This is a genomic window from Nocardioides euryhalodurans, assembly GCF_004564375.1.
In the GTDB taxonomy this organism is placed as follows: domain Bacteria; phylum Actinomycetota; class Actinomycetes; order Propionibacteriales; family Nocardioidaceae; genus Nocardioides; species Nocardioides euryhalodurans.
Genome location: NZ_CP038267.1, coordinates 1,632,778 through 1,657,968, shown reverse-complemented (window position 1 = coordinate 1,657,968; position 25,191 = coordinate 1,632,778). Strand labels below are relative to the sequence as shown.

23 protein-coding genes are annotated in these 25,191 nt (G+C 73.2%); 20 read left to right on the top strand and 3 right to left on the bottom strand.

Translation table 11 applies throughout. From position 1 onward, the window contains the following. Positions 1-20 precede the first annotated feature (20 nt). From EXE57_RS07745 to EXE57_RS07700, 10 genes are all read left to right on the top strand, one after another. Positions 21-965: a calcium-binding protein gene (locus EXE57_RS07745; protein ID WP_135075969.1), complete on the top strand. Its 945-nt coding sequence runs from the start codon at positions 21-23 to the stop codon at positions 963-965. Positions 966-1,068: 103 nt separating this feature from the next. Further along, positions 1,069-4,647, top strand: a complete 3,579-nt coding sequence (gene mfd, locus EXE57_RS07740) for a transcription-repair coupling factor (RefSeq protein ID WP_135075966.1) — start codon at positions 1,069-1,071, stop codon at positions 4,645-4,647. Beyond that, entirely contained in the window at positions 4,644-5,321 is a 678-nt protein-coding gene (locus tag EXE57_RS07735; RefSeq protein WP_135075964.1) for a hypothetical protein, read from the top strand. Before mfd ends, EXE57_RS07735 begins: the two co-directional genes overlap by 4 nt. A gap of 26 nt (positions 5,322-5,347) precedes the next feature. Beyond that, complete coding sequence (locus EXE57_RS07730) at positions 5,348-5,944, top strand: nucleoside triphosphate pyrophosphohydrolase (protein ID WP_244247041.1); 597 nt, start codon at positions 5,348-5,350, stop codon at positions 5,942-5,944. 164 nt (positions 5,945-6,108) lie between these two features. After that, entirely contained in the window at positions 6,109-6,876 is a 768-nt protein-coding gene (locus tag EXE57_RS07725; protein WP_135075961.1) for a GntR family transcriptional regulator, read from the top strand. 15 nt (positions 6,877-6,891) lie between these two features. Continuing rightward, positions 6,892-7,200: a 4Fe-4S dicluster domain-containing protein gene (locus tag EXE57_RS07720; protein WP_135075958.1), complete on the top strand. Its 309-nt coding sequence runs from the start codon at positions 6,892-6,894 to the stop codon at positions 7,198-7,200. A 10-nt stretch (positions 7,201-7,210) separates the two neighbouring features. Beyond that, on the top strand, positions 7,211-8,644 hold the full coding sequence (locus tag EXE57_RS07715) for an ABC transporter substrate-binding protein (RefSeq protein ID WP_135075955.1): 1,434 nt from the start codon (positions 7,211-7,213) through the stop codon (positions 8,642-8,644). Next, the gene (locus EXE57_RS07710; RefSeq protein WP_135075952.1) at positions 8,641-9,504 is read left to right on the top strand and encodes an ABC transporter permease; all 864 of its coding nucleotides are present in this window, start codon (positions 8,641-8,643) and stop codon (positions 9,502-9,504) included. The genes EXE57_RS07715 and EXE57_RS07710 overlap by 4 nt, the downstream gene beginning before the upstream one ends. Then, on the top strand, positions 9,504-10,343 hold the full coding sequence (locus tag EXE57_RS07705; RefSeq protein ID WP_135075949.1) for an ABC transporter ATP-binding protein: 840 nt from the start codon (positions 9,504-9,506) through the stop codon (positions 10,341-10,343). Before EXE57_RS07710 ends, EXE57_RS07705 begins: the two co-directional genes overlap by 1 nt. After that, positions 10,340-13,102 (top strand): fumarate reductase/succinate dehydrogenase flavoprotein subunit, encoded by a 2,763-nt coding sequence (locus EXE57_RS07700; protein ID WP_244247040.1) that lies wholly within the window; start codon positions 10,340-10,342, stop codon positions 13,100-13,102. The genes EXE57_RS07705 and EXE57_RS07700 overlap by 4 nt, the downstream gene beginning before the upstream one ends. 64 nt (positions 13,103-13,166) lie before the next feature. Here the strand turns inward: EXE57_RS07700 and EXE57_RS07695 are convergent, their stop codons facing one another. Both EXE57_RS07695 and EXE57_RS07690 read right to left on the bottom strand, forming a co-directional pair. Continuing rightward, the gene (locus tag EXE57_RS07695; protein WP_135075946.1) at positions 13,167-14,624 is read right to left on the bottom strand and encodes an Nramp family divalent metal transporter; all 1,458 of its coding nucleotides are present in this window, start codon (positions 14,622-14,624) and stop codon (positions 13,167-13,169) included. 155 nt (positions 14,625-14,779) lie between these two features. Next, positions 14,780-15,973, bottom strand: a complete 1,194-nt coding sequence (locus EXE57_RS07690) for a hypothetical protein (protein WP_135075943.1) — start codon at positions 15,971-15,973, stop codon at positions 14,780-14,782. A 252-nt stretch (positions 15,974-16,225) separates the two neighbouring features. Here EXE57_RS07690 and EXE57_RS07685 point away from each other — a divergent pair, with 252 nt between their 5' ends. Together EXE57_RS07685 and EXE57_RS07680 are read left to right on the top strand one after the other, a co-directional pair. Continuing rightward, positions 16,226-17,059 (top strand): DUF4397 domain-containing protein, encoded by an 834-nt coding sequence (locus tag EXE57_RS07685; RefSeq protein WP_135075940.1) that lies wholly within the window; start codon positions 16,226-16,228, stop codon positions 17,057-17,059. Further along, positions 17,056-17,772, top strand: coding sequence for a class F sortase (locus EXE57_RS07680; protein ID WP_135075937.1), 717 nt, complete (start codon positions 17,056-17,058; stop codon positions 17,770-17,772). Before EXE57_RS07685 ends, EXE57_RS07680 begins: the two co-directional genes overlap by 4 nt. Here EXE57_RS07680 and EXE57_RS07675 read toward each other — a convergent pair. Beyond that, positions 17,727-18,866, bottom strand: coding sequence for a sulfite oxidase (locus EXE57_RS07675; RefSeq protein ID WP_135075934.1), 1,140 nt, complete (start codon positions 18,864-18,866; stop codon positions 17,727-17,729). The genes EXE57_RS07680 and EXE57_RS07675 overlap by 46 nt on opposite strands. 147 nt (positions 18,867-19,013) lie before the next feature. On the opposite strand from EXE57_RS07675, the gene eno reads away from it, so the two are divergent. From eno to EXE57_RS07635, 8 genes are read left to right on the top strand one after another with little or no spacing between them, the layout of a single operon-like run. Further along, on the top strand, positions 19,014-20,291 hold the full coding sequence (eno, locus tag EXE57_RS07670; RefSeq protein ID WP_135075931.1) for a phosphopyruvate hydratase: 1,278 nt from the start codon (positions 19,014-19,016) through the stop codon (positions 20,289-20,291). A gap of 19 nt (positions 20,292-20,310) precedes the next feature. After that, on the top strand, positions 20,311-20,859 hold the full coding sequence (locus EXE57_RS07665) for an FtsB family cell division protein (RefSeq protein WP_135075928.1): 549 nt from the start codon (positions 20,311-20,313) through the stop codon (positions 20,857-20,859). Then, positions 20,856-21,374 (top strand): DUF501 domain-containing protein, encoded by a 519-nt coding sequence (locus EXE57_RS07660; RefSeq protein ID WP_135075925.1) that lies wholly within the window; start codon positions 20,856-20,858, stop codon positions 21,372-21,374. Before EXE57_RS07665 ends, EXE57_RS07660 begins: the two co-directional genes overlap by 4 nt. A 3-nt stretch (positions 21,375-21,377) precedes the next feature. Beyond that, complete coding sequence (locus tag EXE57_RS07655) at positions 21,378-22,307, top strand: Ppx/GppA phosphatase family protein (protein WP_135075922.1); 930 nt, start codon at positions 21,378-21,380, stop codon at positions 22,305-22,307. Beyond that, on the top strand, positions 22,304-23,128 hold the full coding sequence (locus tag EXE57_RS07650; RefSeq protein ID WP_135075919.1) for a uracil-DNA glycosylase: 825 nt from the start codon (positions 22,304-22,306) through the stop codon (positions 23,126-23,128). The genes EXE57_RS07655 and EXE57_RS07650 overlap by 4 nt, the downstream gene beginning before the upstream one ends. A gap of 4 nt (positions 23,129-23,132) precedes the next feature. After that, positions 23,133-23,651 (top strand): glycine cleavage system transcriptional repressor, encoded by a 519-nt coding sequence (locus EXE57_RS07645; protein ID WP_135075917.1) that lies wholly within the window; start codon positions 23,133-23,135, stop codon positions 23,649-23,651. Beyond that, the gene (gene def, locus EXE57_RS07640) at positions 23,648-24,205 is read left to right on the top strand and encodes a peptide deformylase (protein ID WP_135075915.1); all 558 of its coding nucleotides are present in this window, start codon (positions 23,648-23,650) and stop codon (positions 24,203-24,205) included. The genes EXE57_RS07645 and def overlap by 4 nt, the downstream gene beginning before the upstream one ends. Before the next feature lie 58 nt (positions 24,206-24,263). After that, positions 24,264-25,163 (top strand): alpha/beta hydrolase family protein, encoded by a 900-nt coding sequence (locus EXE57_RS07635; protein ID WP_135075913.1) that lies wholly within the window; start codon positions 24,264-24,266, stop codon positions 25,161-25,163. Positions 25,164-25,191: the final 28 nt, after the last annotated feature.

Below are 25,191 nucleotides of genomic sequence, written 5' to 3'. Positions count from 1 at the left end.
CCGCCGGGACGGGGGTTCCGATGACAGGCAGCCTGCTGCGCCGTACGACGATCCTGGCGGGTCTCGTCGCCGGGCTGGTCCTGGTGCCGGCCGCGACCTCGCCGGCCACCGCCACGTCGTGCCGCTTCGCCGACGGTGTCGCGACGGTGCGTGTCGATGCCGGGACGGCCGTGCGCATGTTCGTGTGGCCGGGGACCCGGCGGCTGTGGTGGGGCAACCAGTCCGACAGCTCGCAGGACGGCTACTGCGGGAGGGCCCGGACCGGCAACACCGACCGGGTGGTGGTGATCGGGCGGGGGCGGACCTCGCGGCTGGACTACCAGCTCCCGCACCATGCCTTCGGACCCGGCCGGGTCGCGGAGGCGAGGGGCGAGAGCGAGATCGAGTTCGTGCTGCGCGACGTGACGGCGTTCTGGATGACGGGGCTGGGCGGGCTCGACGGCGTGGCGGACCGCGTGTGGCTCGGCGAGCGTGGGGTCGACGTCAACGGCGACGGTGACCGCGACGTCACCTTCCGCGGTGGACCGATGACCAACGTCGCGCTCTTCCTGCTCGGGGGCCCGGACAGTGCCGACGCCGGGGGCGGTCACGGCACCGGCGACGCCTGGCCGCGGCGCCGGTCGCTCACCGTCACCGGCGGCGACGGCGACGACGTGCTCCGCGGGCACGCCGGCCCTGACTCGCTGCGCGGCGACCCCGGGACCGACCGGCTCTACGGTCTCGGCGGCCGCGACGACCTCTCCGACAGCGGCATCGACGACGAGCTGTGGGGCGGGGGAGGGGCGGACGTGCTGACCAGCCTGAGCGGCGACCCGACGTGGTTCCACGGCGGTGCCGGCGACGACGTGATCGACGCCCTCGACACCTTCGTCGACCACCTCGTCGACGGCGGACCGGGCCACGACCGGGCCTGGTACGACGACGAGGACCCGACCTCCTCGATCGAGGAGCGGCTGGTCCGCTGACCCACGGCGGCTGGCCCCGCGGGGCGCCGTACGATGGCGGAAGACCCCCGACCGGACCCCGGCTGGGGGCGCTCTGCGTGCCCCGTCGCCCCGAAGGGACCCCGTGACCACCACCGGCACCCTCACCGGCCTCACCGAGGCCGTGCTCGCCGAGCCCGTCCTCGCCGGAACGCTCGCCGACGCCCGCGGCGGCGCACTGCCCACGCTGGACCTGACCGGACCTGCGGCACTGCGGCCCTTCGTGGTCGCCGGGCTGCTGGAGCAGGACCGCACGGTGCTGGCCGTGACGCCGACCGCGCGGGACGCGGAGGACCTCGTGGCCGCGCTCGGCGACCTCGTGTACCCCGAGCTGGTGGCCTACTACCCGAGCTGGGAGACGCTTCCCCACGAGCGCCTCAGTCCGCGCAGCGACACGGTCGGCCGTCGGCTCGCCGTGCTGCGCCGGCTGCGTCACCCGGGCACCGATCCGGGCACCGGCCCGCTGCGCGTGGTCGTCGCGCCCGTCCGGTCCGTGCTGCAGCCGCAGGTGCCGGGGCTGGGCGACCTGACCCCCGTCGAGCTGCACCCCGGTGACACCGCCGACCTCGAGGACGTGGTGCAGGCGCTCGCCGACGCGGCCTACTCCCGTGTCGACCTGGTCGAGAGGCGGGGCGAGTTCGCGGTCCGCGGCGGCATCGTCGACGTCTTCCCGCCCACCGAGGAGCACCCGCTGCGGGTGGAGTTCTGGGGCGACGAGGTCGAGGAGATCCGCAGCTTCGCGGTCGCCGACCAGCGCACCCTGGAGGCCGAGCCCCGGCTGTGGGCGCCGCCGTGCCGCGAGTTCCTGCTCACCGAGGAGGTCCGCAGGCGGGCGGCCGAGCTGGGCCGGCAGCACCCGCAGCTGGTGGAGCTGACCGACAAGATCGCCTCCGGGATCGCGGTCGAGGGCATGGAGTCCCTGGCCCCGGTGCTCGTCGACGGCATGGAGCTCCTCGTCGACCTGATGCCGGACGGCACCCACGTCCTCGTCACCGACCCCGAGCGGGTCCGCTCGCGCGCCCACGACCTGGTGGCCACCAGCGAGGAGTTCCTCGGGGCGAGCTGGGCCGCGGCCGCCGGCGGCGGGCAGGCGCCGATCGACCTCGGCGCCGCCTCCTACCGCGAGCTGGGCGACGTCCGCGCCCACGCCCTCGGCCGGGGGCAGGCGTGGTGGAGCGTCAGCCCCTTCGGGCTCGACCTGCCCGACGACCTGCTGCCCGCCGACGACCACGCGGTGCAGTCACGGACCTCCCCGGCGCGGGTCGCCGAGGCCTACCGCGGCGACCTCGAACGGGCCGTCGCCGACGTACGAGGGTGGCTCGACGAGGACTACCGGGTCGTCGTCGTCCACCCCGGGCACGGTCCCGCGCAACGCATGGTCGAGCTGCTCGGGGAGCACGACGTCCCGGCCCGGCTCGTCGAGGGGCGCCTCGGCACCGTGGACGGCACGGCCGGTGTGGTCACCGTCGCCTGCGGGGCGCTCGACCACGGCTTCGTCGACCCCGCCACCCGGATCGCGGTGCTCACCGGCGACGACCTCTCGGGCCAGAAGACCTCCACCCGCGACATGCGCCGGATGCCGGCACGCCGCAAGAAGCAGATCGACCCGCTCGAGCTCAAGGCCGGCGACCACGTCGTCCACGAGCAGCACGGCGTGGGCCGCTTCGTGGAGATGAAGCAGCGCGAGGTCGGGGGAGCGGTGCGCGAGTACCTCGTCCTCGAGTACGGCGCCTCCAAGCGCGGCGGCCCGCCCGACCGGCTCTACGTCCCGGCCGACGCGCTCGACCAGGTGACGCGCTACGTCGGCGGCGATCAGCCGAGCCTCGACCGGCTCGGCGGCGCCGACTGGACCAAGCGCAAGAACCGCGCCCGCAAGGCGGTCCGCGAGATCGCGGCCGAGCTGATCAAGCTCTACGCGGCCCGGCAGGCCACGCAGGGCCACGCGTACGGCCCCGACAGCCCGTGGCAGCGCGAGCTCGAGGACGCCTTCCCCTTCCAGGAGACCCCCGACCAGCTCAGCACGGTCGACGAGGTCAAGGGCGACATGCGGCGCAGCGTCCCGATGGACCGGCTGGTGTGCGGTGACGTGGGATACGGCAAGACCGAGATCGCGGTCCGGGCGGCGTTCAAGGCGGTCCAGGAGGGCAAGCAGGTCGCCGTCCTGGTGCCGACGACGCTGCTGGTCACCCAGCACCTCTCGACGTTCGCCGAGCGGATGAGCGGGTTCCCGGTCACGGTGAAGCCGCTGTCGCGCTTCCAGACCGACACCGAGGCCCGCGAGGTGATGGAGGGGCTGCGGGAGGGCACCGTCGACATCGTCGTGGGCACCCACCGGCTGCTCAACCCCGACATCCGCATGAAGGACCTCGGGCTGATCATCGTGGACGAGGAGCAGCGCTTCGGCGTCGAGCACAAGGAGCAGATGAAGCGGCTCCGCACCTCGGTCGACGTGCTGTCGATGAGTGCGACCCCGATCCCGCGGACCCTCGAGATGGCGGTCACCGGCATCCGCGAGATGTCCACGATCACCACGCCGCCCGAGGAGCGCCACCCGGTGCTGACCTACGTCGGCGCGTACGAGGACCGGCAGGTCTCGGCGGCGATCCGGCGCGAGCTGCTGCGCGAGGGCCAGGTCTTCTTCATCCACAACCGCGTCAGCTCGATCGAGAAGGCCGCGGCCCGGCTCCGGGAGCTGGTGCCGGAGGCGCGGGTCGCGACGGCCCACGGCCAGATGGGCGAGCACCAGCTCGAGCAGGTGATGCTGGACTTCTGGGAGAAACGCTTCGACGTGCTGGTCTGCACGACGATCGTCGAGTCGGGCCTCGACGTCTCCAACGCCAACACCATGATCATCGAGCGTGCCGACACCCTCGGCCTCTCCCAGCTCCACCAGCTCCGGGGCAGGGTCGGGCGGAGCCGCGAGCGGGCGTACGCCTACTTCCTCTACCCGGCCGAGAAGCCGCTCACCGAGACCGCCCACGAGCGGCTCGCGACCCTGGCCCAGCACTCCGACCTCGGCGGCGGCATGGCGATCGCGATGAAGGACCTCGAGATCCGCGGCGCGGGCAACCTGCTGGGTGGCGAGCAGTCCGGCCACATCGCCGACGTCGGCTTCGACCTCTACGTCCGGCTCGTCGGCGAGGCGGTCAACGAGTTCAAGGGCGAGAGCGAGCCCGAGCTCCGGGAGGTGCGGATCGAGCTGCCGGTCGACGCCCACCTGCCCCACGACTACATCCCCAGCGAGCGGTTGCGGCTGGAGATGTACAAGCGGCTGGCCGAGGTCCGCGAGGACGCCGACGTCGACCAGATCCTCGAGGAGATGGAGGACCGCTACGGCGAGCCGCCCGAGGCGGTCGCCGCGCTGCTGCTCGTGGCGCGCTTCCGGGCCCGCGCCCGCCAGGGCGCCATCGGCGAGGTGACGATCGCGGGCCGCAACGTCCGGTTCGCGCCGGTGAGCCTCCCCGAGTCCCGCGTCGTACGCCTGCAGCGGCTCTATCCCAAGAGCATCGTCAAGGCGCAGCTCGACACCGTGCTGGTGCCGCGGCCGGGCACGCCGGGGGCGACGGGCCGTCCGCTCGAGGGGGTGGCCCTGCTTGAATGGGCCCGCAACGTGATCGACTCCGTGCTCGACCCGCCGGAGCAGAAGAAGGAGCAGTCGTCGTGAGGAAGTCTCGTGGACCCGTCCGCGTCCTGGGGGTGGCGGTCGCCGCGACCGTCCTCCTGAGCGGGTGTGCCGGCCTGCGACCCGGCACCGCGGTGCAGGTGGGGGAGGAGCGGATCCCGACCAGCGAGGTCGACGACGTCGCCGGACAGTTCTGCGAGGCCCTCGAGCCGCAGCTCGCGCAGCAGGCCGAGACGATCCCCCACAGCTACCTCCGCGGCGGCATCGCCGGCACCCTGGCGCTCCGCTCCGTCGCCGAGCAGGTCGCAGGCGAGTTCGGCGTCGAGGCCGACTCCGAGCAGTACCTCCAGCAGATGCAGGACCTGCGTCGCAACGTCGCCGCGCTCTCGCCGGAGCAGCAGGAGGCCGTGATCGCGATCGAGTCGGCACCGTTCTACGTCCAGGCGATCCAGACCGCCGTCGGCGAGGAGATCCTCGAGGGTGACGGCGAGGAGTCCGACTTCGTCGCCGCGGGCGACGAGGAGTTCCAGGCCTGGATCGAGGAGAACGGCGTGGAGTTCGACCCCTCGCTCAACACCACGATCAGCGACGGCCAGATCGCGACCGAGGACGGCTCGCTCGCCTTCCCCGTCAGCGAGGCGGCCAAGGCCGGCCAGGAGGAGCAGCCCAACGCGGTGCTCGCCCGCCAGCTCCCCGCCTCCCACCGCTGCGGCTGACCCACGCGGTCCCCGAGGTGGCAGCCGTGGCGGACGACGAGGCGGTGCTGGAGTTCCTCGCGGTGATGCGCCGGCTGCGGGCCGAGTGCCCGTGGAAGGCGGCGCAGACCCACCGCTCGCTCGCGCGCTACCTGCTCGAGGAGGCGTACGAGACCGTCGAGGCGCTCGACACCGGGGACGCCACCCACCTCCGCGAGGAGCTGGGCGACCTGCTGCTCCAGGTGTTCCTGCACGCCGCGATCGCGGAGCAGGCGGGGGACTTCACGATGGCCGACGTGGCCCGTGACATCACCGAGAAGATGTACCGCCGCAACCCGCACGTCTTCGGCGACGTCGACGCCACCGGCCTCGACCCCGCGGCCGTCAACGAGGTGTGGGAGTCACGCAAGGCCGAGGAGAAGCAGCGCACCTCGGTGACCGAGGGGTTGCCGCCCGCGCTCCCCGCCCTGCTCCACGCCGACAAGGTGCTCGACCGGCTCGAGCGCTCCGGCCGCCCCGCGGTGACCGACGCCGACGACCCCGACCTGGGGGACCGCCTGCTGTCCCTGGTGGCAGAGGCGCGCGCGTCCGGCACCGACCCCGAGCAGGCGCTCCGGGACGCGGTCCGCCGCCGGCTGCCCTGACGGGCACCGGAGGTCGTACTTCCGCTTCTCGACACGCCCGGGACAGGTGGCGGAACGCCGTGGGGCGACCTGTTCATGCAGGTCAGAGGGGCCGATCCAACTTTCTTGGTGGCGTTGTCAGGCGACTTGACTCATAAGTCAAGTGATTAACTACAGTTAGGGTCATGACGAATGCCCCCGCCCTCGAGGACGCGCCGTCGGTGCCCCGCGGGCGACGCACCGACGACGCCCGCCGCGTTGCCGACGTGCTGCGCCGGGTCGTCACCGACGGCGCGCCGGGCGGGCTGCTGCCCCCGGAGGGACAGCTGGCCGCGGAGTACGGCGTCTCGCGCAACGCGGTGCGTGCCGCGCTCGACCTGCTCCGGGCCGAGGGCCTGGTCGAGCGGATCCAGGGCACCGGCACCCGGGTCACCCGGGCCGCCCTGCCCCACGGAATCGACGCGCTGCGAGGGCTCGCCGAGACCTTCGTCGGTCACGGTGAGGTGCGCAACGAGGTACGCCTGGCCAGAATGGTCGCCGCGTCGGCGCCCGTCGCGGCGCGGCTCGAGGTCGCCCTCGGGAGCGAGGTCCTCTGCCTCGAGCGCCGCCGGCTCGTCGACGGCGAGCCGGTCTCCCTCGACCTGACCTTCGTGGTCCCGGACCTTGGCGAGCAGCTGCTCGGGTGCGACCTCGCCGGGAGCGACGTCTTCGTCCTGCTCGAGCAGCTCGCCGGGCAGCGGCTCGGTGGGGCCGAGCTGACGATCGACGCCTCTACCGCCGACCACTCGGCCGCCGAGCAGCTCGGGGTGGCGCCCGGGTCGCCGCTGCTGCTGCTCGAGCGCCTCACTCGGCTCGAGGACGGTCGTCCCGTCGACCTCGAGTACCTCCGGTTGCGGGGCGACCGGATCACCCTCCGCGGCACCGCACGCCGGTTGCCGCCAAACCTTCCCTGAACCGAGGAGACCTCCATGACCGACGCAGAAGTCGAGACCGGCCCGAGGGGCCGGGCGTCCCGCAAGGCCGGCTGCAGCGACGGGTCGGCCACCCCGCCCCCGTTGGTCGACATCCGGGTCGACGTCCCGGTCAGCGTCGACCAGTCGCTGTGCATCGAGGGCTGCAACCTGTGCATCGAGGTGTGCCCGCTCGACGCGCTGGCCATCGACCCCGACACGGGCAAGGCCTACATGCACGTGGACGAGTGCTGGTACTGCGGCCCGTGCGCCGACCGCTGCCCCACGGGCGCGGTGACCGTCAACATCCCCTACCTGCTCCGCTGAGAGGAACACCATGACCCGCACCCGTCCCGTCCTGCGCCGGACCGCCGCTGCGATGGGGGTCGGCGGCCTGGCCCTCGGCCTGGCCGGCTGCCAGCTGGCCGGCGCGGAGGGCGGTGGTGGCGACCCCGAGAAGGTCGTCACCATCGGCTACCAGTCCAAGACCATCAACACGGTCACCGCGGGGACGCTGCTCCGCGAGCGCGGCTTCCTCGAGGAGGAGCTGGCCGAGGTCGATCCCGACCTCGAGGTCGACTGGCAGGACTACGACACCGGCGCACCGATCACCGCCCAGATGCTGGCGGGCAAGATCGACATCGGCTCGATGGGGGACTACCCGCTCCTGATCAACGGCTCCACTGCGGGGACCGGCGACGGCGGCGACTCGATGGTCGCGGTCACCGGCTACAACCTGCAGGGCGCACTGAACGGAGTCGTGGCCTCGGCCGACTCCGACGTCGAGACCCTCGAGGACCTCGAGGGCGGCACGATCTCGGCCAGCGTCGGCTCGGCCGGACACGGCACCCTCGTCCAGGCCCTGGAGGAGGCCGCCCTCGATCCCGAGCGCGACGTCTCGGTGGAGAACCAGGACCCGCCGGTCGGCGCCTCCTCCCTCCAGGGCGGCTCGGTCGACGCGGTCGCCCAGTTCGTCGCGTGGCCGGCGCTGCTCGCCTTCCGTGACGACGCGCGGCTGGTCTACGACGGCGGCCGGCTGGAGGTCCCGACGCTGCACGGGACGGTCGTCCGCAACGACTACGTCGCCGAGCACGAGGAGGTCGTCACGGCCTTCCTCGCCGCCCAGCAGCGTGCGACCGAGTGGCTCCACGACAACCCCGTCGAGGCCGCGGAGATCGTCGCCGAGGAGACCGGGCTCCCGGTCGAGGTCGTCTACCTCTACAACGGCCGCGGTGGGGTCTCCACCTTCGACACCTCGCTCAAGGAGGAGCAGGTGGCCGCCCTGGAGCAGGACGTTCCGTTCCTGGAGAGCATCGGTGTCCTCGAGGACCCGGTCGACGTCGGCGAGTTCGTCGACGACAGCCTGCTGCGCGAGGTCCTGGGCGACGACTACGACCAGTCCGCCGGCCAGACCGAGAACCCCTCGGCGATCACGGGCCGCGACGAGGTCTGCGGAACCCGGGTCAGCGACCCGGCGACTGCCGGGGAGGTCTGGGTCCAGGGCGAGGACGAACCGCGACCGGTTGCAGACCCGGCCTGCCTGCTGCGCAACGTGGCGGCCGCAGAGGAGGACGGCGACACGGTCCGGGCGTCGTACATCCAGGATGCCACGACGGGCACCCGCTGGTTCGCGGACCGGATGATCTGGGTGCAGGACGGCGAGCAGCTGTTGCCGTTCGCCACCCGGGAGTCCGCCGACGAGCACCTCGACGAGCACGGCTCGGCCGAGGAGCTGACCTGGGAGCAGGCGCTGGAGGCGGCAGCGCGATGACGGCCCTGCAGGAACGGGCGGACGCACCGGCCGCACCGGTCCCCCCGGTCGAGGAACCGCCCCGGCCCCGGGTGCGACGGCGGGTGACGCCGGTGCGCTGGCTGGTCCGGCTCGCGGCGCTCGCCGGGGCGGTGCTGCTCTGGCACCTGCTGACCGAGAACGACGTGGTGATGTGGCTGCGCTTCAACCGGCTCCCGGGTCCGGTCGAGGTCGCCGACGCGTTCGCCGCCCAGCTCACGACCTCGCGCTACTACCTCGACCTGGCGCAGAGCCTGGTCCGCATCATCAGTGGTTTCGCGATCGCCTCGGTGCTGGGGATCGGGCTCGGCATCCTGCTGGCCCGCTCCCGCTGGCTGTCCGACGTGCTGCAGCCGCTGCTCGAGGTGGCGCGGCCGATCCCAGCCATCGCGCTGGTGCCGGTCGCGATCCTGTTGTTCCCGACCAACGAGCAGGGGATCGTGTTCATCACGGCCACCGCGGCGTTCTTCCCGATCCTGGTCAGCACCCGCCATGCCGTACGCGCGCTGCCGACCGTGTGGGAGGACGCCCTGCTCACGATGGGCGCGTCCCGCCGACAGGTGCTCTCGACCGTGGTGCTGCCGGGGATCGTGCCCGGCATCTTCGGCGGCCTCTCGGTGGGCATGGGGGTGGCGTGGATCTGCGTGATCTCCGCGGAGATGATCTCCGGCGACCTCGGCCTCGGCTACCGCACCTGGCAGGCCTACACGATCGTCGACTACCCGGGCGTGATCGTCGGGATGCTCTCGATCGGCGTTGTCGGCCAGCTGACCTCCAGCTGCATCGAGCTGCTCGGCCGCCGGCTCACCCGGTGGCTCGCCTCCGAACAGAGGAACCAGTGATGACCGCGACCACGACCACCGAGACCGACACCGCCGCCCACCCGGCTCCGGCACCCGACGTGCGCCCAGCCGCGATCCGAGCCGAGGGGGTCTCGCTCGGGTACGCCGGCGAGCCGGTCGTCGAGGGTGTCGACATCGACGTCTCTCCGGGCGAGATCCTGGTCGTGCTCGGCCACTCGGGCTGCGGCAAGTCCACGCTGCTGCGGGCCTTCGCCGGCCTGCTGCGGCCGCTCGCCGGCCGGATCGTCGCCGACGGTGCCGACGTGACGGGCCCGGCGGCCGAGCGCGCCCTGGTCTTCCAGGACGACGCGCTGCTGCCGTGGCGCACCGCGCGCCGCAACGTCGAGCTGCCGCTGCAGCTGCACGGGGTCGCACGCCGGGAGCGGCGCCGGGTCGCCGACGAGTGGCTCGAGCGGGTGGGCCTGTCCCGCTATGCCGAGCGGCTCCCCGGGCAGCTCTCGGGCGGTATGCGGCAGCGGGTCCAGCTCGCCCGCGCGCTCGCCGGGTCGCCCGGCCTGATCTGCATGGACGAGCCGTTCGGTGCGCTCGATGCCCAGACCCGGGGCTCGATGCAGCAGCTGCTGGTCGAGACGTGGGCGGCGTCCGGTTGCACGGTCGTCTTCGTGACCCACGACGTCGACGAGGCCCTCGTGCTCGCCGACCGGGTCGTGGTGCTGGGCCGCCACGGCGTCGTGGCCGAGCACCGGATCGACCACCCGCGCGACTCCGCCCGGCCGCCGGCCGCGGAGCAGCGCGCCGAGATCCTCGCCGCCCTGAGCCGGACCCAGTCGCTCGCACCGATCAGCCCCCGTACCGACCCCAGGAAGGACGTGGCATGACCCCGCGCCCCAGCCAGATCGTCGACCGGCCCACCCCCGTCGGCCGGACCACCACCCGCTCGGCGCACGTCGCCATGGAGGTGCCGCCGGTCACCCCGGCCCGGGAGCTCACCTGTGACGTGCTGGTCGTGGGTGGCGGGACCGCCGGCACGATGGCGGCGATCACGGCGGCCGAGGCGGGTTCCGACGTGCTGCTGCTGGAGAAGGCGCACGTCCGCCACTCCGGCGCGCTCGCGATGGGCATGGACGGCGTCAACAACGCCGTCATCCCGGGAAAGGCCGACCCTGACGACTACGTCGCCGAGATCACCCGCGCCAACGACGGCATCGTCAACCAGGCCACCGTGCGCCAGACCGCGACCCGCGGCTTCGACATGGTGCAGCGCCTCGAGAAGTACGGCGTGAAGTTCGAGAAGGACGAGTACGGCGAGTACCACGTGCGCCGGGTGCACCGGTCCGGCTCGTACGTCCTCCCCATGCCCGAGGGCAAGGACGTCAAGAAGGTCCTCTACCGCGTGATGCGGCGCCGCGAGATCCGCGAGCGGCTGGCCATCGAGAACCGGCTGATGCCGGTCCGGGTGCTCACCTCCGGCGGCCGGGCGGTCGGCGTTGCGGCCTTCGACACCCGCAGCGGCGAGTTCGTGACGGTCAGCGCGAAGGCGGTCATCCTCGCCACCGGGGCGGCGGGCCGACTGGGGCTGCCGGCGAGCGGCTACCTCTACGGCACCTACGAGAACCCCACCAACGCCGGCGACGGCCACTCGATGGCATTCCACGCGGGAGCAGAGCTGAGCGGGATCGAGTGCTTCCAGGTCAACCCGCTGATCAAGGACTACAACGGCCCCGCGTGCGCCTACGTCGCCAACCCGTTCGGCGGCTACCAGGTCAACTCCGAGGGAGACCGGTTCGTCGACTGCGACTACTGGTCGGGCCAGATGATGGCCGAGGTCAAGGAGGAGATCGACTCCGCCCGCGGCCCGATCTACCTCAAGCTGAGCCACCTGCCCGACGAGACCATCACCCAGCTCGAGGGCATCCTCCACCACACCGAGCGGCCGACCCGCGGGACCTTCCACTCCGGTCGGGGCCACGACTACCGCACCCATGACGTCGAGATGCACATCTCCGAGATCGGTCTGTGCGGCGGCCACTCGTCCTCGGGCGTCTGGGTCGACGAGCACGCACAGACCACGGTGCCGGGGCTGTACGCCGCCGGCGACCTGGCGTGCGTCCCGCACAACTACATGATCGGTGCGTTCGTCTTCGGCGACCTGGCCGGAGCCCACGCCAGCGGGCACCTGCCCGAGGAGCGACTGCCGCTGCCCGAGGACCAGCTGGCCGCCGCGCACGAGCTGATCTACCGTCCGCTGCGGCACCCGGACGGGCCACCCCAGCAGCAGGTCGAGTACAAGCTGCGGCGCTTCGTCAACGACTACGTCGCCCCGCCGAAGACGGCCCGCAAGCTGGAGATCGCGGTCGAGACCTTCGACCGGATGACGGGCGAGATCGAGCTGATGGGGGCCCGGACCCCGCACGAGCTGATGCGCTGCGTCGAGGTGAGCTTCATCCGCGACTGCGCCGAGCTCGCCGCCCGCGCCTCGATGGTGCGCGAGGAGAGCAGGTGGGGGCTCTACCACGCCCGGGCAGACCTGCCGCTGCGCGACGACGACGCCTGGTTCTTCCACCTCAACGTCCGGCGCCGCGGCGACGGCGCGACCGAGTTCGTACGACGGCCGGTCAACGGCTACCTCGTCCCGCTGGAGGACCTGCAGATCCCCGAGGGCGCCCCGCAGGACGTCGCCGTGATCGCCGTGAGCGAGCCGCGCCACCAGTCCAGCGGGCGCCCGGTCGAGGAGGGCAGGGTCGCGGAGGCGGACGAGAGCCGCTCGCCGCGGATCCTCGAGCTGCTCGAGCTGACCGAGGCCGGCGCTGACCTCGGCGCGCTGGCCGGCTTCCTCGCCGACGAGGACGCCCGGGTCCGCCGGGCCGCGGTCGCGTCGGTCACCGAGCTGGTTCCCGACGGCACCGGCCCGGCGCTGGCCGCTGCCCTGTCCGACGACGACGCCGACGTACGGCGGGCGGCGGGGGATGCGCTGCGCGAGCTGGTGGAGGTGTTGCCACCCTCTCCGGAGCTGCAGACGGCGCTGGTCGCGTCGCTCGACACAGGTGACCCGCTCGCCAGGGCCGCGGTGGTCGACGTGCTCCGGGCGCTGAGGCTCGGCGACGCGGAGCGGTTCCGGCGCGCGGTGGCGGACGCGGACGCCCGGGTCCGGATCCAGGGCGTCCGGGGGCTGGTGTCTCTCGATGACTCCCCGGGGGTCGCCGCCGCGGCCGCCGACGAGGTGCGCGAGGTACGCGTCGTCGTCGCGCACGGACTCGGCACGATCGGTGACCAGGACTCGGCGACCACCCTGGAGCGGCTGGCCCACGACGCCGACCTGCTGGTGCGCGCCGCCGCCCTCGAGGCGGCAGCCGGGTTGGAGGAGGCGCCTCGGCTGTGGGCGCTCGCAGGGGCCTCGGTCGAGGACGCTGCCTGGCAGGTCCGGGTGGGCGCCGCGCGCGGCTTGGCGGTGGCGCCCGACGCAGTGGCGGTCGCGCCGTTGCTGACGGCGCTGGGGGACACCCATCCCGACGTCCGCAAGGCCGCCGTGCTCGCCCTGTCGGCCCGCACCACGGACCCCGAGGTGCGCGACGCCGTGGAGCGGGCGACCAAGGACGCCGACGCCGACGTGCGCGGTTACGCCCGCCGCCTGCTCTGACCGCCTCGTGTGCCTGAGACCGGCGCATGGACCGGTCTCAGGCACACGCCGCGAGAGGGGGAGGTCAGAAGCCGAACAGCTGCCTGGCCTGGTCCCAGAGCAGGATCACCGAGAAGAACCCGTAGAACAGGCACGCCCAGATCACGGCGCCGAACCGGAACCCGGTGACGCCGATCTCGCGGGGGAGGACGCCCCGGTTCAGCTTGAGCAGCAGCATCGAGTAGATGAACATGACGACGCCGTTCATCGCCGAGGCGATCACGAGCAGCACCAGCGGCTGGTCGACGCCGGAGAGCAGGATCAGCGAGCCGAAGACGATCATCGTCCAGACGGTGGCGAAGTAGAGCTTGCTCTCGCTCCAGCGCTGGGAGTCGCGCAGCGCGCCGGTCTTGAGGACGTCGGCCGTCAGCCGCGCCACCATGTCGAGGACGGTCAGGTTGGTGGAGAAGAGCACCACGCTGCCGACCAGCCAGAACGAGGTGGACAGCCAGCTGCCGGTGGTCGCGGTGAGCGCGTCGCCCTGGATCTTGATGAAGTCGAAGCTCTCCGCCTCGCCACCGGTGCCGACGGTGACGAAGGTCAGCGCCATGAAGACCAGCAGGCAGATGCCGCCGATCAGCAGGAAGGTCAGCTGCTGCTCGCGGTCGGCGACCCGCCACCAGCCGCGCCAGCGCCGCATGTTCTCGTCGGTACGCCGGAAGAAGTACCCGGTCGTCGGGGCGGCGACCTCCTCGCCGGTGAACGGCGAGACGACCTTGGGCAGCCGGGCGCCCATGCCGAGCCCCTTGTCGCGGACCCAGTTGGACTGCACGAGGTTCATGACGCCACCCGCGCCGGCGAAGGCGATCGCGCCCATCAGCACCGCGATCGGGATCGAGGAGATCGCGTCGGGGATCTTGTGCACCTCGACGAACCCGCGACCCAGCGCGGCGTAGCCCTCGCCGCCGATGAGCGCCACGGCGGCGTACACGACGAAGATCACGATCAGCGCGACCATGAAGAACTGGATCTTCTCGACCGTGCGGTAGACGACCGGTGACAGCGTCAGGACCGCGCCGATCAGCACGAGCACCCCGATCGTGATGTAGGGGATCAGGTCGGCGGAGAAGCCGAGGGCGAAGGACAGGGTCGTCGTGCCGCCGCTGGCCCAGCCGGGCCACATCCATGCGGCGACGGCCATGAAGATGAACAGCACCCCCCACGGCTTCCACAGCCGCGTGAAGCCGGTGACCGCGGTCTCGCCCGTGGCGAGGGTGTAGCGCTCGATCTCCATGTTGAGGAAGTACTGGGTCGTCACGCCGATCACGACCAGCCAGACGAGCGTCAGCCCGACCTGGGTGGTGATGTAGGGCCAGAGCACGAACTCGCCGGACCCGATGGCGCCGGCGAGGAGCAGGACGCTCGGTCCGACCACCTTGCCGAGCGGCGCCGGCTCGGGGAGGTCGGCGTACGCCACCGGTGGCAGGTGGCGGTGGGGGATCTCCTCCGCGGTCTCGCCGCGGGCACCCTGGGTGTCGGTCATCGCAGGACTCCTCATCCGTGACACGGCTCGGGTGAGGATCCCCGCGGTCGGAGGCCACCCGAGCTGGCCAGAGGTCCCGGGACGGGACCACCTCCGACGTCCGGCAGTGAACCTAGTGGTCTAGATCACCCGGGTCAACGGTCGCGGACCCGGGGTCAGCGGGTCGGGGTCGGCAGGTCCACCAGGGCGAGCACGTTCGACGTCGCCGCGGTGACCGGCTCGGTGTGCCAGCCCTCGGGGTCGTCCACGCCGCACAGCCGCCGGTCCTTCGGGGCCTCGACGCACACCAGGGTGTGGACCACCGCTCCGTGCACCTCGACCACGGTCGGGGCGGACGTGAGCGCGCGCGAGCCGGCCGGCCGCAGCGACAGCGTGGCGCGGCCGGGTGGGGCGGAGGTGCTTCGCTCGTCCGCGTCGACGACGCGGTAGCGGAGCTCGAGGTGGGTCGCGGCCTGGGGCAGGGTGAGCACGCGGTCCTGGTCGACCACGCCGGACCAGGCCACCGGCACCGGTGAGTCGTCGGCCGCGACCTGCAGCCCGACCAGCCGGGCGGTCGGGCCCTCGGAGTCCGGGACGGGTGGCGGCGCCGCGAGCGGGAGGCTCGTGATCGGCTCCGGCGTGATGATCCGTTCGACGACCTCGAGGTCACCGAACTCGTCCGGGGCCACGCTGAGGTGGATGCCGGCGGTGGTGAGGCCGGGGCCGGTGAGCCGCTGCGCGCGGTCGTTCCTGACGGGCCGGCCCTCCCTGTCGGGACCGGCTGCCACCTGCTCCGCCCCGGGATCGGCCCGTTCGCTGGTGTCCGGCAGGTGGGTGGCGAGCGTGACGAGCCCGGCGACCACGACCAGCGACGCGGCTGCGATGCCGAGCCGCTTGACGGGGAGGTCGGAGACCCAGCCGGCTGCCGTCGTACGCCGGGCCGCGACCCAGCCGGTGGTGCCGTGGCCGACCCGGGCGAACCAGCCGGTGGTGCCGTGGCCGAGCCGCGAGAACCAGCGACCGACCCCGGCGAGCGCCGACCCGAACCCGGCCAGCCACCCGGTGGTGCCGTGGCCGACCCGGGAGAACCAGGCGGTGGTGCCGTGGCCGAACCGGGAGAACCAGCCTGCGACCGTGCTGCCGAGCCCGGCGAACCAGGTCCCGAGCGCGGTGACGGGCCCCGTGAGCCTGCCCGGACGTCGACCCCGGCGCCACCGCGGGTGGCGCAGCCGGCGCAGCCGTTCGGCCCAGACGTAGCGCACGGACGCGCGGCCCTCGCCGACGCGGCCCACGAGGTGTCGCCACTGTCGTCGGCGGTGGTGCAGGCCGTCGACGCGATCGGCCCACCAGTAGCCGAACGTGTCGACCACCCTGGACGCGCTCCTGGTGATCCTCCGACGCACCCGATCCAGCATCGTTGTGCCACCCCCCCGGTGGAGTCGGACCACGCACCCCCCGCGCGCCGGCCGACCTTCCGGACAGTACCTCTCGCCGTGCCCGCATGGCTCCCCCCGAACGGGTCCAGTTTGCGGGGGGTCCCGCTTTCGGTGGGACCGGTGCATACTGCACGGGAAGGCGGCCACGGGGGTTGCTGCCATCGGGTGAAATCGGGGGGTTTCGTCATGGGGATTCGGATTCATCGCGCCGTGGTCGTTGCGTGCGGGGCGCTGGTCGCGGCCGCGCTGCCCGCAGCGGCCGCTCCAGCAGGCTCGGGCGAGGTCTACCTCGTCCAGGGCATCGTCGGGTCGACCTGGGACTTCAGCGTCGACGGCGACGTCGTCGAGGAGGGCGTGGCGGCCAAGGAGGTGCTGGGCGCCCTGGACCTCGACGCCGGCAGCCACCGGGTGGAGGCCACGTCCGAGGACGGTACGTCGGTCGAGGCGATGGTCGACGTGAAGGCCGGCGAGAGCCTCGACGTGGTGCTGCACCTGCCGGTCGACGCACGCAAGCGGGCCGTCCTGACCAGCTTCGTCAACGACGTCGCGCCCGTCGCGGACGGGCAGACCCGGCTCTCGATCGCGCACACCGCCGCGGTCGGACCGGCCGACATCAAGGTCGACGGCGAGGTGCTCTTCTCCGACGTCGCCAGCGGCGAGGAGCTGACCGTGGTCGTGCCCGCCGGCACCTACCGCGTCGCGGTCGTCCCGGCGGCGACCGACGACCCGCCCGTGCTGGGGCCGGTGGACCTGCCGGTGACGGCCGGCCAGCTGATGCGCGTCTTCGCGATCGGCGTGGCCGAGCGCGGCACGATGGACGCCGTCGTCCACACCCTGCCCGTTCCTGTCACCGGCTCGGACCGGGCGCCCGGCGACGTGCCGGGTGGCACCGGCGGCCAGCACGACGTGACCCCCGGCGGGCCGACCGCGCTGGCGTGGGGTGGCGCGGCCGCGATCCTGGGGGCCGTGCTGCTCGGGTGCGCTGGAGGCCGGCGGAGGGCTGCCGCGTCCGACGGGTGAGCGACCGCCGGATCTGGTGGGCGGCGGCCGCGGTCCTGGCCGTCGTCGGGGTGGGCCTGCTCGCGGCCGCGTACGCCGGCACCGACCCGGCGCAGGCGCCGCCGGACCCGTCGACCGTCGGCAGCGCTGGTTCCGCACCGACCCTCGCGCCCGCGGACCCACGACCCCCCGGCGACGCGCCGGAGGGTGACGCCTCGTCCGAGGGGGGCACGCCCGCGCCGGCGGCTGTCGGACGCGCCCTCCCGCCGCAGTGGCCCGAGCTGGTGCCCACCCGGCTGACGCTGCGACCGGACGCGGGCGGGGCGTCCGCGCCGGTGGTCCCGGTGGCGGTCGTGGGCCGCACGCTCACGCTGCCGGACGACGCCGACACGGTGGGCTGGTGGCGGGGCGGGTCGCGGGTCGGGTCACCGTTCGGGACAGCCGTGGTGGCCGGCCACCTGGACTCCGTGACGGACCCGGCCGGCTACCTCGCCGGGCTCGCGGTGCTGGTGCCCGGCGACCTCGTCGAGCTGGGTTCGGAGCAGGAGCAGGTGCGCTACCGGGTCGTGCGCAACGACCTGCTCCCGAGCGCCGACCTGTCCTCGCGCTCCGACCTCTTCGAGCAGCGCCGGCACCACCGGCTGCTGCTGATCACCTGCGGCGGTCCCTACGACGAGGAGGCCGGCCGCTACCGCGACAACCGCGTGGTGGAGGCGGTCCCGGTCCCTGGCTGAGTGGCGGGCACCGGGGACGGCGTCACCTCGAGCGCATGTCGCAGCACCGCGTCGAAGAGGTATCCGTCCTCGTTGTCGGCCGCGTCCGCGGGCTGGACGCGCCCGGTCGTGTCGGTCGCGCGCACGTGCACGTCGTGGCGGCCCGGCCGGTCCGGCGTCCAGGCCAGCTCCCAGCGGGTCCAGGCGGAGGGCAGGTTGTCGCCGTGGAGCTCGGCGTCCTGCCAGGTCGCCCCGCCGTCCGTGCTGACCTCGACCCGGGCGATCGCGGCCTCGCCGGACCACGCCCGCCCGGCCAGCAGGCTGGTCCGTCCCGCCACGGGGCTTCCGTGCTCGTCCAGCACGCTCTTGACCGGCATCCGCCCGAGCTCGGCCTCGGCCCCGTCCCACCCGTCGCCGTGCATGCGGTACCAGCGGGTGTTCCACGGTGAGCTCACGAAGCTGCGCGTCACCCGCAGCTCGCCGAGCCACTTGATGCTCGCGATGCCGACCCAACCCGGCACCACCAGGCGGGCAGGGAAGCCGTGGTCGAGAGGGAGCGGCGCCCCGTTCATCTCGAAGGCGACGAGGACGTCGTCGAGGGCCTTGCCGATCGGGATCGGCCGACGGACGCGCCCGTGGTCGACCCCGTCGACGACGTACGGGTCGTCCAGCCCCACGGGCATCACCTGGACCGCGTCGTCGCGCAGCCCGGCGTGGTGCAGCAACCGGGAGAGGTGCACGCCGCGCCACCGGGCCACGCCGATCGCACCCAGCCGCCAGGGGGTGCCGGGGCGCGGGGTGCCCTGCTGGTCGCCGAAGAGGCGCCGGCCGTTGCCGGTGCACTCGAGGGCGGTCTCGACGGTCACGGTGGTGAGCCGGCGCAGGTCCGCGAGCGAGAAGACCGTCTCGTGGTGGACGCCGTCGCCGGTCACCAGCAGCCGCCACGTCCCCGGCTCGATCCGGGGAGCGGTGGTGTGGCTGCGGACGAAGAAGCGGTCCGCGGGAGTGATGCGGGGGACGCGACCCTCCCAGCGGGTCTCGACATCGGCGCCGGTGGCATGGGGATGGAGGTCGAACCAGTCCCCGACGGGACGGTCACGCCGGTCACGAAGCATGCACTATGTGTATCAAACAAGTGCAATTAGCGGCACGTCGACCCGCCCGGCCCGGCCGAGTGCCCTCCGCGGACGGCCCGATGACCTGACGACCGGTGCGCACTAGGCTGCAGAGCGGCTCGTACCCGAACCGTCAGGAGCACACCAGTGGCTGTCATCCAGGCCGTCTCCGCCCGCGAGATCCTCGACTCCCGCGGCAACCCCACCGTCGAGGTCGAGGTGCTGCTCGACGACGGCACGTACGCCCGCGCGGCCGTGCCGAGCGGTGCGTCCACCGGCGCCTTCGAGGCGGTGGAGCTGCGCGACGGCGGCAAGCGCTACGGCGGCAAGGGCGTCGGCAAGGCCGTGGACGCGGTCATCCAGAAGATCGGTCCCGCCATCGAGGGGCTGGCCGCCGACGACCAGCGCCTGGTCGACCAGGCGATGCTCGACGTCGACGGCACGCCCAACAAGGCCTCCCTCGGCGCCAACGCGATCCTCGGCGCCTCGCTCGCGGTCGCCAAGGCCTCGGCCGACTCGGCCGGGCTCGAGCTCTGGCGCTACGTGGGCGGGCCCAACGCCCACCTGCTGCCGGTGCCGATGATGAACATCCTCAACGGCGGGTCCCACGCCGACTCCAACGTCGACATCCAGGAGTTCATGATCGCGCCGATCGGCGCGGCCACCTTCCGCGAGGCGCTCCAGCAGGGCACGGAGGTCTACCACGCGCTCAAGGCGGTGCTGAAGAAGAAGGGGCTCGCGACCGGGCTCGGCGACGAGGGCGGCTTCGCGCCCGACCTCTCGTCCAACCGTGCGGCGCTCGACCTGATCGCGGAGGCAGTGAAGTCCGCCGGTCTCAAGCTCGGCAAGGACATCGCGCTGGCGCTCGACGTCGCGGCGAGCGAGTTCCACGACAGGAAGAAGTACGCCTTCGAGGGCAAGAAGAAGTCCGCGGACGAGATGACCGCCTACTACGCCGACCTGGTCTCGGCGTACCCGATCGTCTCGATCGAGGACCCCCTCGACGAGGACGACTGGGCGGGCTGGAAGGCCCTCACCGACCAGCTCGGCGACCAGACCCAGATCGTCGGCGACGACCTCTTCGTCACCAACTCCGAGCGGCTGCAGCGCGGCATCGACGGCGGCCAGGCCAATGCGCTGCTCGTGAAGGTCAACCAGATCGGCTCCCTGAGCGAGACCCTCGACGCCGTCGACCTCGCCCACCGCAGCGGCTACCGCTGCATGATGAGCCACCGCTCCGGCGAGACCGAGGACGTCACGATCGCCGACCTCGCGGTCGCGACCAACTGCGGCCAGATCAAGACCGGCGCGCCGGCGCGGTCCGAGCGGGTGGCGAAGTACAACCAGCTGCTGCGGATCGAGGAGCAGCTGGGTGACGCGGCTCGCTACGCCGGTGCGGGCGCGTTCCCGCGCTTCGGCGGCTGAGCCGACTACCGTTGGGGAAGTGAGCGATCGACGTACCGGACGCGGGCCCGGGGGACCACGCCGTCCGGCACGGTCCTCCGCCGCTGCCCGCTCCGCGCGTCCTGCCCCGGTGGCCGGGGCCACCGAGGAGGCTCGGCCTCGCCCCACCGGGCGGGCCCTGATCCTGGTGCTGCTCCTGGCGGTGCTGGCCGTCTCCTACGCGTCCTCGATGAAGGCCTACCTCCAGCAGCGCGCCCACATCGCCGAGCTCAAGCAGCAGATCGACGAGCGCTCCGAGAGCATCGACGACCTCGAGCGCGAGAAGCGCCGGTGGAACGACGACGCCTACGTCCGCGCCCAGGCCCGGGCACGGTTCGGCTACCTGATGCCCGGCGAGACGGCGTACGTCGTCCTCGACGAGAAGGGCAAGCCGCTCGAGACCCGCTCGCAGCTCCACGACCCGCGGCAGGTGCTGCGCGAGCCGCCGGAGCCCTGGTGGGACGACGCCTGGTCCTCGGTGGAGCTGGCCGGCAACCCGCCGCGCGACCCGGGCACGCCTGCCGCCGAGCTGGGGGCTCCGGCCGAGTGAGCCCAGCGCCTGTCGACCCCGCCGACGAGACCGCGATCGAGCAGCAGCTCGGACGTGCCCCGCGCGGCATCGCGGCCGTCGGCCACCGCTGCGGCTGCGGACTGCCCGACGTGGTGAAGACCGAGCCGCGACTGCCCAACGGGACGCCGTTCCCGACGACGTACTACCTCACCTGCCCGCGGGCCGCGTCCCGGATCGGGACGCTCGAGGGTTCGGGGCTGATGAAGGAGATGGAGGCGCGGCTCGGCACCGACGAGGAGCTCGCCGCCTCCTACCGGGCCGCCCACGAGGCCTACCTCGCAGACCGTGCCGAGCTCGCCCGCTCGGTGGGGCAGAGCGTCCCGGAGATCGACGGCATCTCGGCCGGCGGCATGCCCGACCGCGTCAAGTGCCTCCACGTGCTCGCGGGCCACGCGCTGGCCGCCGGGCCGGGGGTCAACCCGCTCGGCGACGAGGTGCTCGCGCTGCTGGGCGAGTGGTGGGCCCCGGGTCCGTGCGTCGACGTCGATGGCTGAGTCGTGAGCAGCGCCGTCGCCGCGATCGACTGCGGCACCAACACCGTCAAGCTCCTGATCGGCACCCACGCACCCGGCAGCTTCGAGGTGGCGGTCCGCGAGACCCGGATGGTGCGGCTCGGGCAGGGGGTCGACGCGTCCGGCCGGCTCGCCGAGGAGGCCCTGGGCCGCGCCTTCGCCGCCCTCGACGAGTACGCCGCGCTGGTCCGCGAGCACGACGTCGTCCCGGAGCGGATCCGCTTCTGCGCGACGTCCGCGACGCGCGACGCCGAGAACGCCGCCGACTTCCGGGCCGGGGTGCGGGCGCGGCTCGGCGTCGACCCGGAGGTCCTGAGCGGTGACGAGGAGGCCGCGCTGGCGTACGCCGGGGCCATGCGCGGGCTGCCCGAGGACCTCCCCGGACCGGTGCTCGTCATCGACGTCGGGGGTGGGTCGACCGAGGTGATCCTCGGTGAGGGCGGCAGCGTCCGCGCGGCCCGGTCGATGGACGTCGGGTCCGTCCGGCTGCACGAGCGGCACGTACGCCACGACCCGCCGCTGGCCGACGAGGTCGCCGCCGTGGCCCGTGACGTCGACGAGCACCTCGACGACTGCGGCGTCGCGCTCGCCGACGCCGCGACCGTGGTCGGCATCGCCGGCACCTGCACCACGCTGGGTGCCGCCCTGCTCGACCTGCCCGCCTACGACCGCGACGCCGTCGACGGCTCGGTCCACGACCTGGCCGCCGTCCGGGCGACGGTCGCCCGGATCGTGGCCATGACCGTCGCCGAGCGCCGAGCGCTGCCCTACCTGCACCCGGGCCGTGCCGACGTCATCGACGCCGGCCTCGTGATCGTCGAACGGGTCCTGGCCCGGACCGCCGTCGACAGGTTCGTGGTCTCCGCGTCGGACATCCTCGAGGGGATCGCGTGGTCGTTGGCGGACAGCGCGTGACGGAACGACCCCTCCTGCCCCATCCCGTCACCGGCGAGCCGTTCCCCTCACCGGTCCCGCCGGGGACCGGGTGGCCCGACGACCCGGCAGTCGCCGACACGCCCGTCGCCCGCTCCGCGGCGGGCGTACGCCGGCTCGCCGCCACCGACGACCTGGCCGAGCTCGACGCCCGCGTGTCGGTGTGCGCGGCCTGTCCGCGGCTGGTCCGCTGGCGCGAGGACGTCGCCCACGAGAAGCGGGCGTCGTTCGCCGACCAGCCCTACTGGGGCCGCCCGATCGCGGGCTGGGGGTCGAGCGACCCGCGGGTGCTCGTGGTGGGCCTCGCTCCCGCCGCCCAGGGTGGCAACCGGACCGGCCGGGTCTTCACGGGCGACTCCAGCGGCGACTGGCTCTTCGCGAGCCTGCACCGGGTCGGGCTCGCGACGCAGGGAACGTCGGTCCACGCCGGCGACGGCCAGCGCCTGGTCGACACCCGGATGGTCGCGACCGTGCGGTGCGCACCGCCGCAGAACAAACCGACCGTCGCCGAGCGCGACACCTGCGCTCCCTGGCTCACGCGGGAGATCTCGCTGCTTCCCTCGCTCCGCGTGGTGGTCGCGCTCGGGGCGTACGGCTGGGCCGGCGCGCTCCGCGGCCTGGCGGCTGCCGGTGCCGAGGTACCTGCGCCGCGACCGCGGTTCGGGCACGGCGCGGAGGTCGGGCTCGGTGACCTCACGCTGCTCGGCTGCTACCACCCCAGCCAGCACAACACCTTCACCGGCCGGCTCACCCCGGCCATGCTGGACGAGGTGCTCGGGCGGGCCCGCGCGCTGTCACAATGACCGCGTGACCCGCCACGCCATCACCGTCCTCGGCCACGACCGCCCCGGGATCATCGCCGACACCACCGGCCGCCTCGCCGGCCTGGGCCTCAACCTCGAGGACTCCACGATGACGCTGCTGCGCGGTCACTTCGCGATGACCCTGGTCTGCCAGGGTGACGCGCCCGAGGCAGAGATCGCGACGGCGCTCGCACCGCTGACCGACGACGGCACGCTGACCGTCACCGTGCGTGAGGTGCCCGCGGAGCCGTCGTACGAGCCGGCGGGCTCGCCGTGGGTGCTGACGGTGCACGGGGGCGACCGGCCCGGGATCGTGTCCTCGGTCGTCGGCGAGGTGGCGCAGGTCGGCGGCAACATCACCGACCTCACCACCCGGCTCGCGGGGGACCTCTACCTGCTCGTGGCCGAGATCGACCTGCCCGCGGCCACCGACGTCGACGCGCTCCGGGTGTCGGTCGACGCAGCGGCGGCGGCCCTCGGCGTCGGGGCCACCCTCCGCCCTGCCGAGGCCGACGAGCTGTGACCCCCGAACCCACCGTGCTCGCCTGGACCGAGGCCGAGCTCGGCGTCGAGGGCGGGGTGCTCGAGGTGGTGCGGGCGCCCCGGCCCGTGCTGGCGACGCCGGGTGAGCGGGTCGACCCGACCGCCCCCGACGTGGTGCAGCTCGCGGCCGACCTCGTCGCCACGATGCGGGTCTCGCCGGGCTGTGTGGGCCTGGCCGCCCCGCAGGTCGGGATCGGCGCTCAGGTCTTCTGCGTCGACGTGTCGGCCCACCCCAAGACGCGCGGGCACCACGGGACGTTCGTGCTCTGCAACGCCGAGGTGCTCGAGGCCAGTCGCAACGAGCGGGCCCGCGAGGGCTGCATGAGCGTCCCCGACCTCACCGGCGACGTGAAGCGGGCCAGTCGTGTCGTCGTACGCGGGGAGCTGCCGGGGAGCGGCACCGAGGTCACGCTCGCAGCCGAGGCGTTCGAGGCGCGCGCCCTCCAGCACGAGATCGACCACTGCGCCGGGCTGCTCTTCCTCGACCGGGTCGCCGGCGCGCACGCCGTCCACCACCGCAAGACGTACCTCTAGGGGCACCGCGGCGGACCGCGGCATTGCAATCGTTTGTGACGCCCACTACGTTCGCGCCATGCACGAGCCCCTGGCCACCGACCTGCTCCCCGGCTCCGACCGTCGCGTCGACTACCACCTCGCCGAGACCCTGGACGGTCTCTACGTGCCGTACGCCCTGCGCACCCCGGCAGGGGAGGGGCCGCACCCGTTCGTGCTGGTCGCCTACGGCAACGGTGGTGGCGGCCTGGCCTGGCTGCGCGAGCGGGCCCACCGGTTCCGCCACGTCACCGACCGGCTGCTCGAGGCCGGCTACGCCTGCGCCTGGGTGCGCTACCGCACCGAGGTGGAGCTCGGCTACCAGCGTGGGGGGCGGCTGCAGGTCCACGGGCGTCAGGGCATGGAGCTGATGAACCGCGCGCCCCTCGAGTACGAGGACGAGGTCGCCGTTCTCCGCGACGTCGCCGAGCGGCCGGAGATCGACGCCGACCGGCTCTTCCACCTCGGCGTCAGCCATGCGGGCGAGATGCTCTTCAAGCTCCTCTCGCAGTACGACGGGCTCCTCCGTGCCGGCGTGGCCGCCGAGCCGGCCAGCCACGAGCTGCTCACCCTCGACCTCGACGGCGAGCCCACGGTCGAGTCCGAGGACGGGCTCCGCGACATCGAGAGCCTCCAGATGCGCACGGTGGAGCACGCGCGGTCGCGGATCACCGAGCCCGAGACGGTCTCGGAGCGCCTCGACGGCGTCGACATCCCGGTGCTGGTGCTCGGCCGCGAGCAGGACGAGCTGCAGGGCATCTTCCGGCTCACCTACGAGCTGCTCGCCGAGAAGCGCAGCGACGCCGAGTGGCGGTCGTGGAGCCACGACGTGCACGGCTACATCTACCCCGAGGTCGGCGACGACGGGGTGGCGCAGGTCGACGAGGTCCAGCGGGAGGCGCTCGACGTGATCGTCGACTTCTTCGACCGGTACCGCTGAACGGGGCGCGGGCTGCCACAATGCGTGG

Coding starts and splice junctions, on each gene's coding strand:
- EXE57_RS07745 (WP_135075969.1), top strand. CDS start 21: ATGACAGGCAGCCTGCTGCGCCGTACGACGATCCTGGCGGGTCTCGTC.
- EXE57_RS07725 (WP_135075961.1), top strand. CDS start 6,109: ATGACGAATGCCCCCGCCCTCGAGGACGCGCCGTCGGTGCCCCGCGGG.
- EXE57_RS07720 (WP_135075958.1), top strand. CDS start 6,892: ATGACCGACGCAGAAGTCGAGACCGGCCCGAGGGGCCGGGCGTCCCGC.
- EXE57_RS07715 (WP_135075955.1), top strand. CDS start 7,211: ATGACCCGCACCCGTCCCGTCCTGCGCCGGACCGCCGCTGCGATGGGG.
- EXE57_RS07710 (WP_135075952.1), top strand. CDS start 8,641: ATGACGGCCCTGCAGGAACGGGCGGACGCACCGGCCGCACCGGTCCCC.
- EXE57_RS07705 (WP_135075949.1), top strand. CDS start 9,504: ATGACCGCGACCACGACCACCGAGACCGACACCGCCGCCCACCCGGCT.
- EXE57_RS07700 (WP_244247040.1), top strand. CDS start 10,340: ATGACCCCGCGCCCCAGCCAGATCGTCGACCGGCCCACCCCCGTCGGC.
- EXE57_RS07695 (WP_135075946.1), bottom strand. CDS start 14,624: ATGACCGACACCCAGGGTGCCCGCGGCGAGACCGCGGAGGAGATCCCC.
- EXE57_RS07685 (WP_135075940.1), top strand. CDS start 16,226: ATGGGGATTCGGATTCATCGCGCCGTGGTCGTTGCGTGCGGGGCGCTG.
- EXE57_RS07675 (WP_135075934.1), bottom strand. CDS start 18,866: ATGCTTCGTGACCGGCGTGACCGTCCCGTCGGGGACTGGTTCGACCTC.
- EXE57_RS07635 (WP_135075913.1), top strand. CDS start 24,264: ATGCACGAGCCCCTGGCCACCGACCTGCTCCCCGGCTCCGACCGTCGC.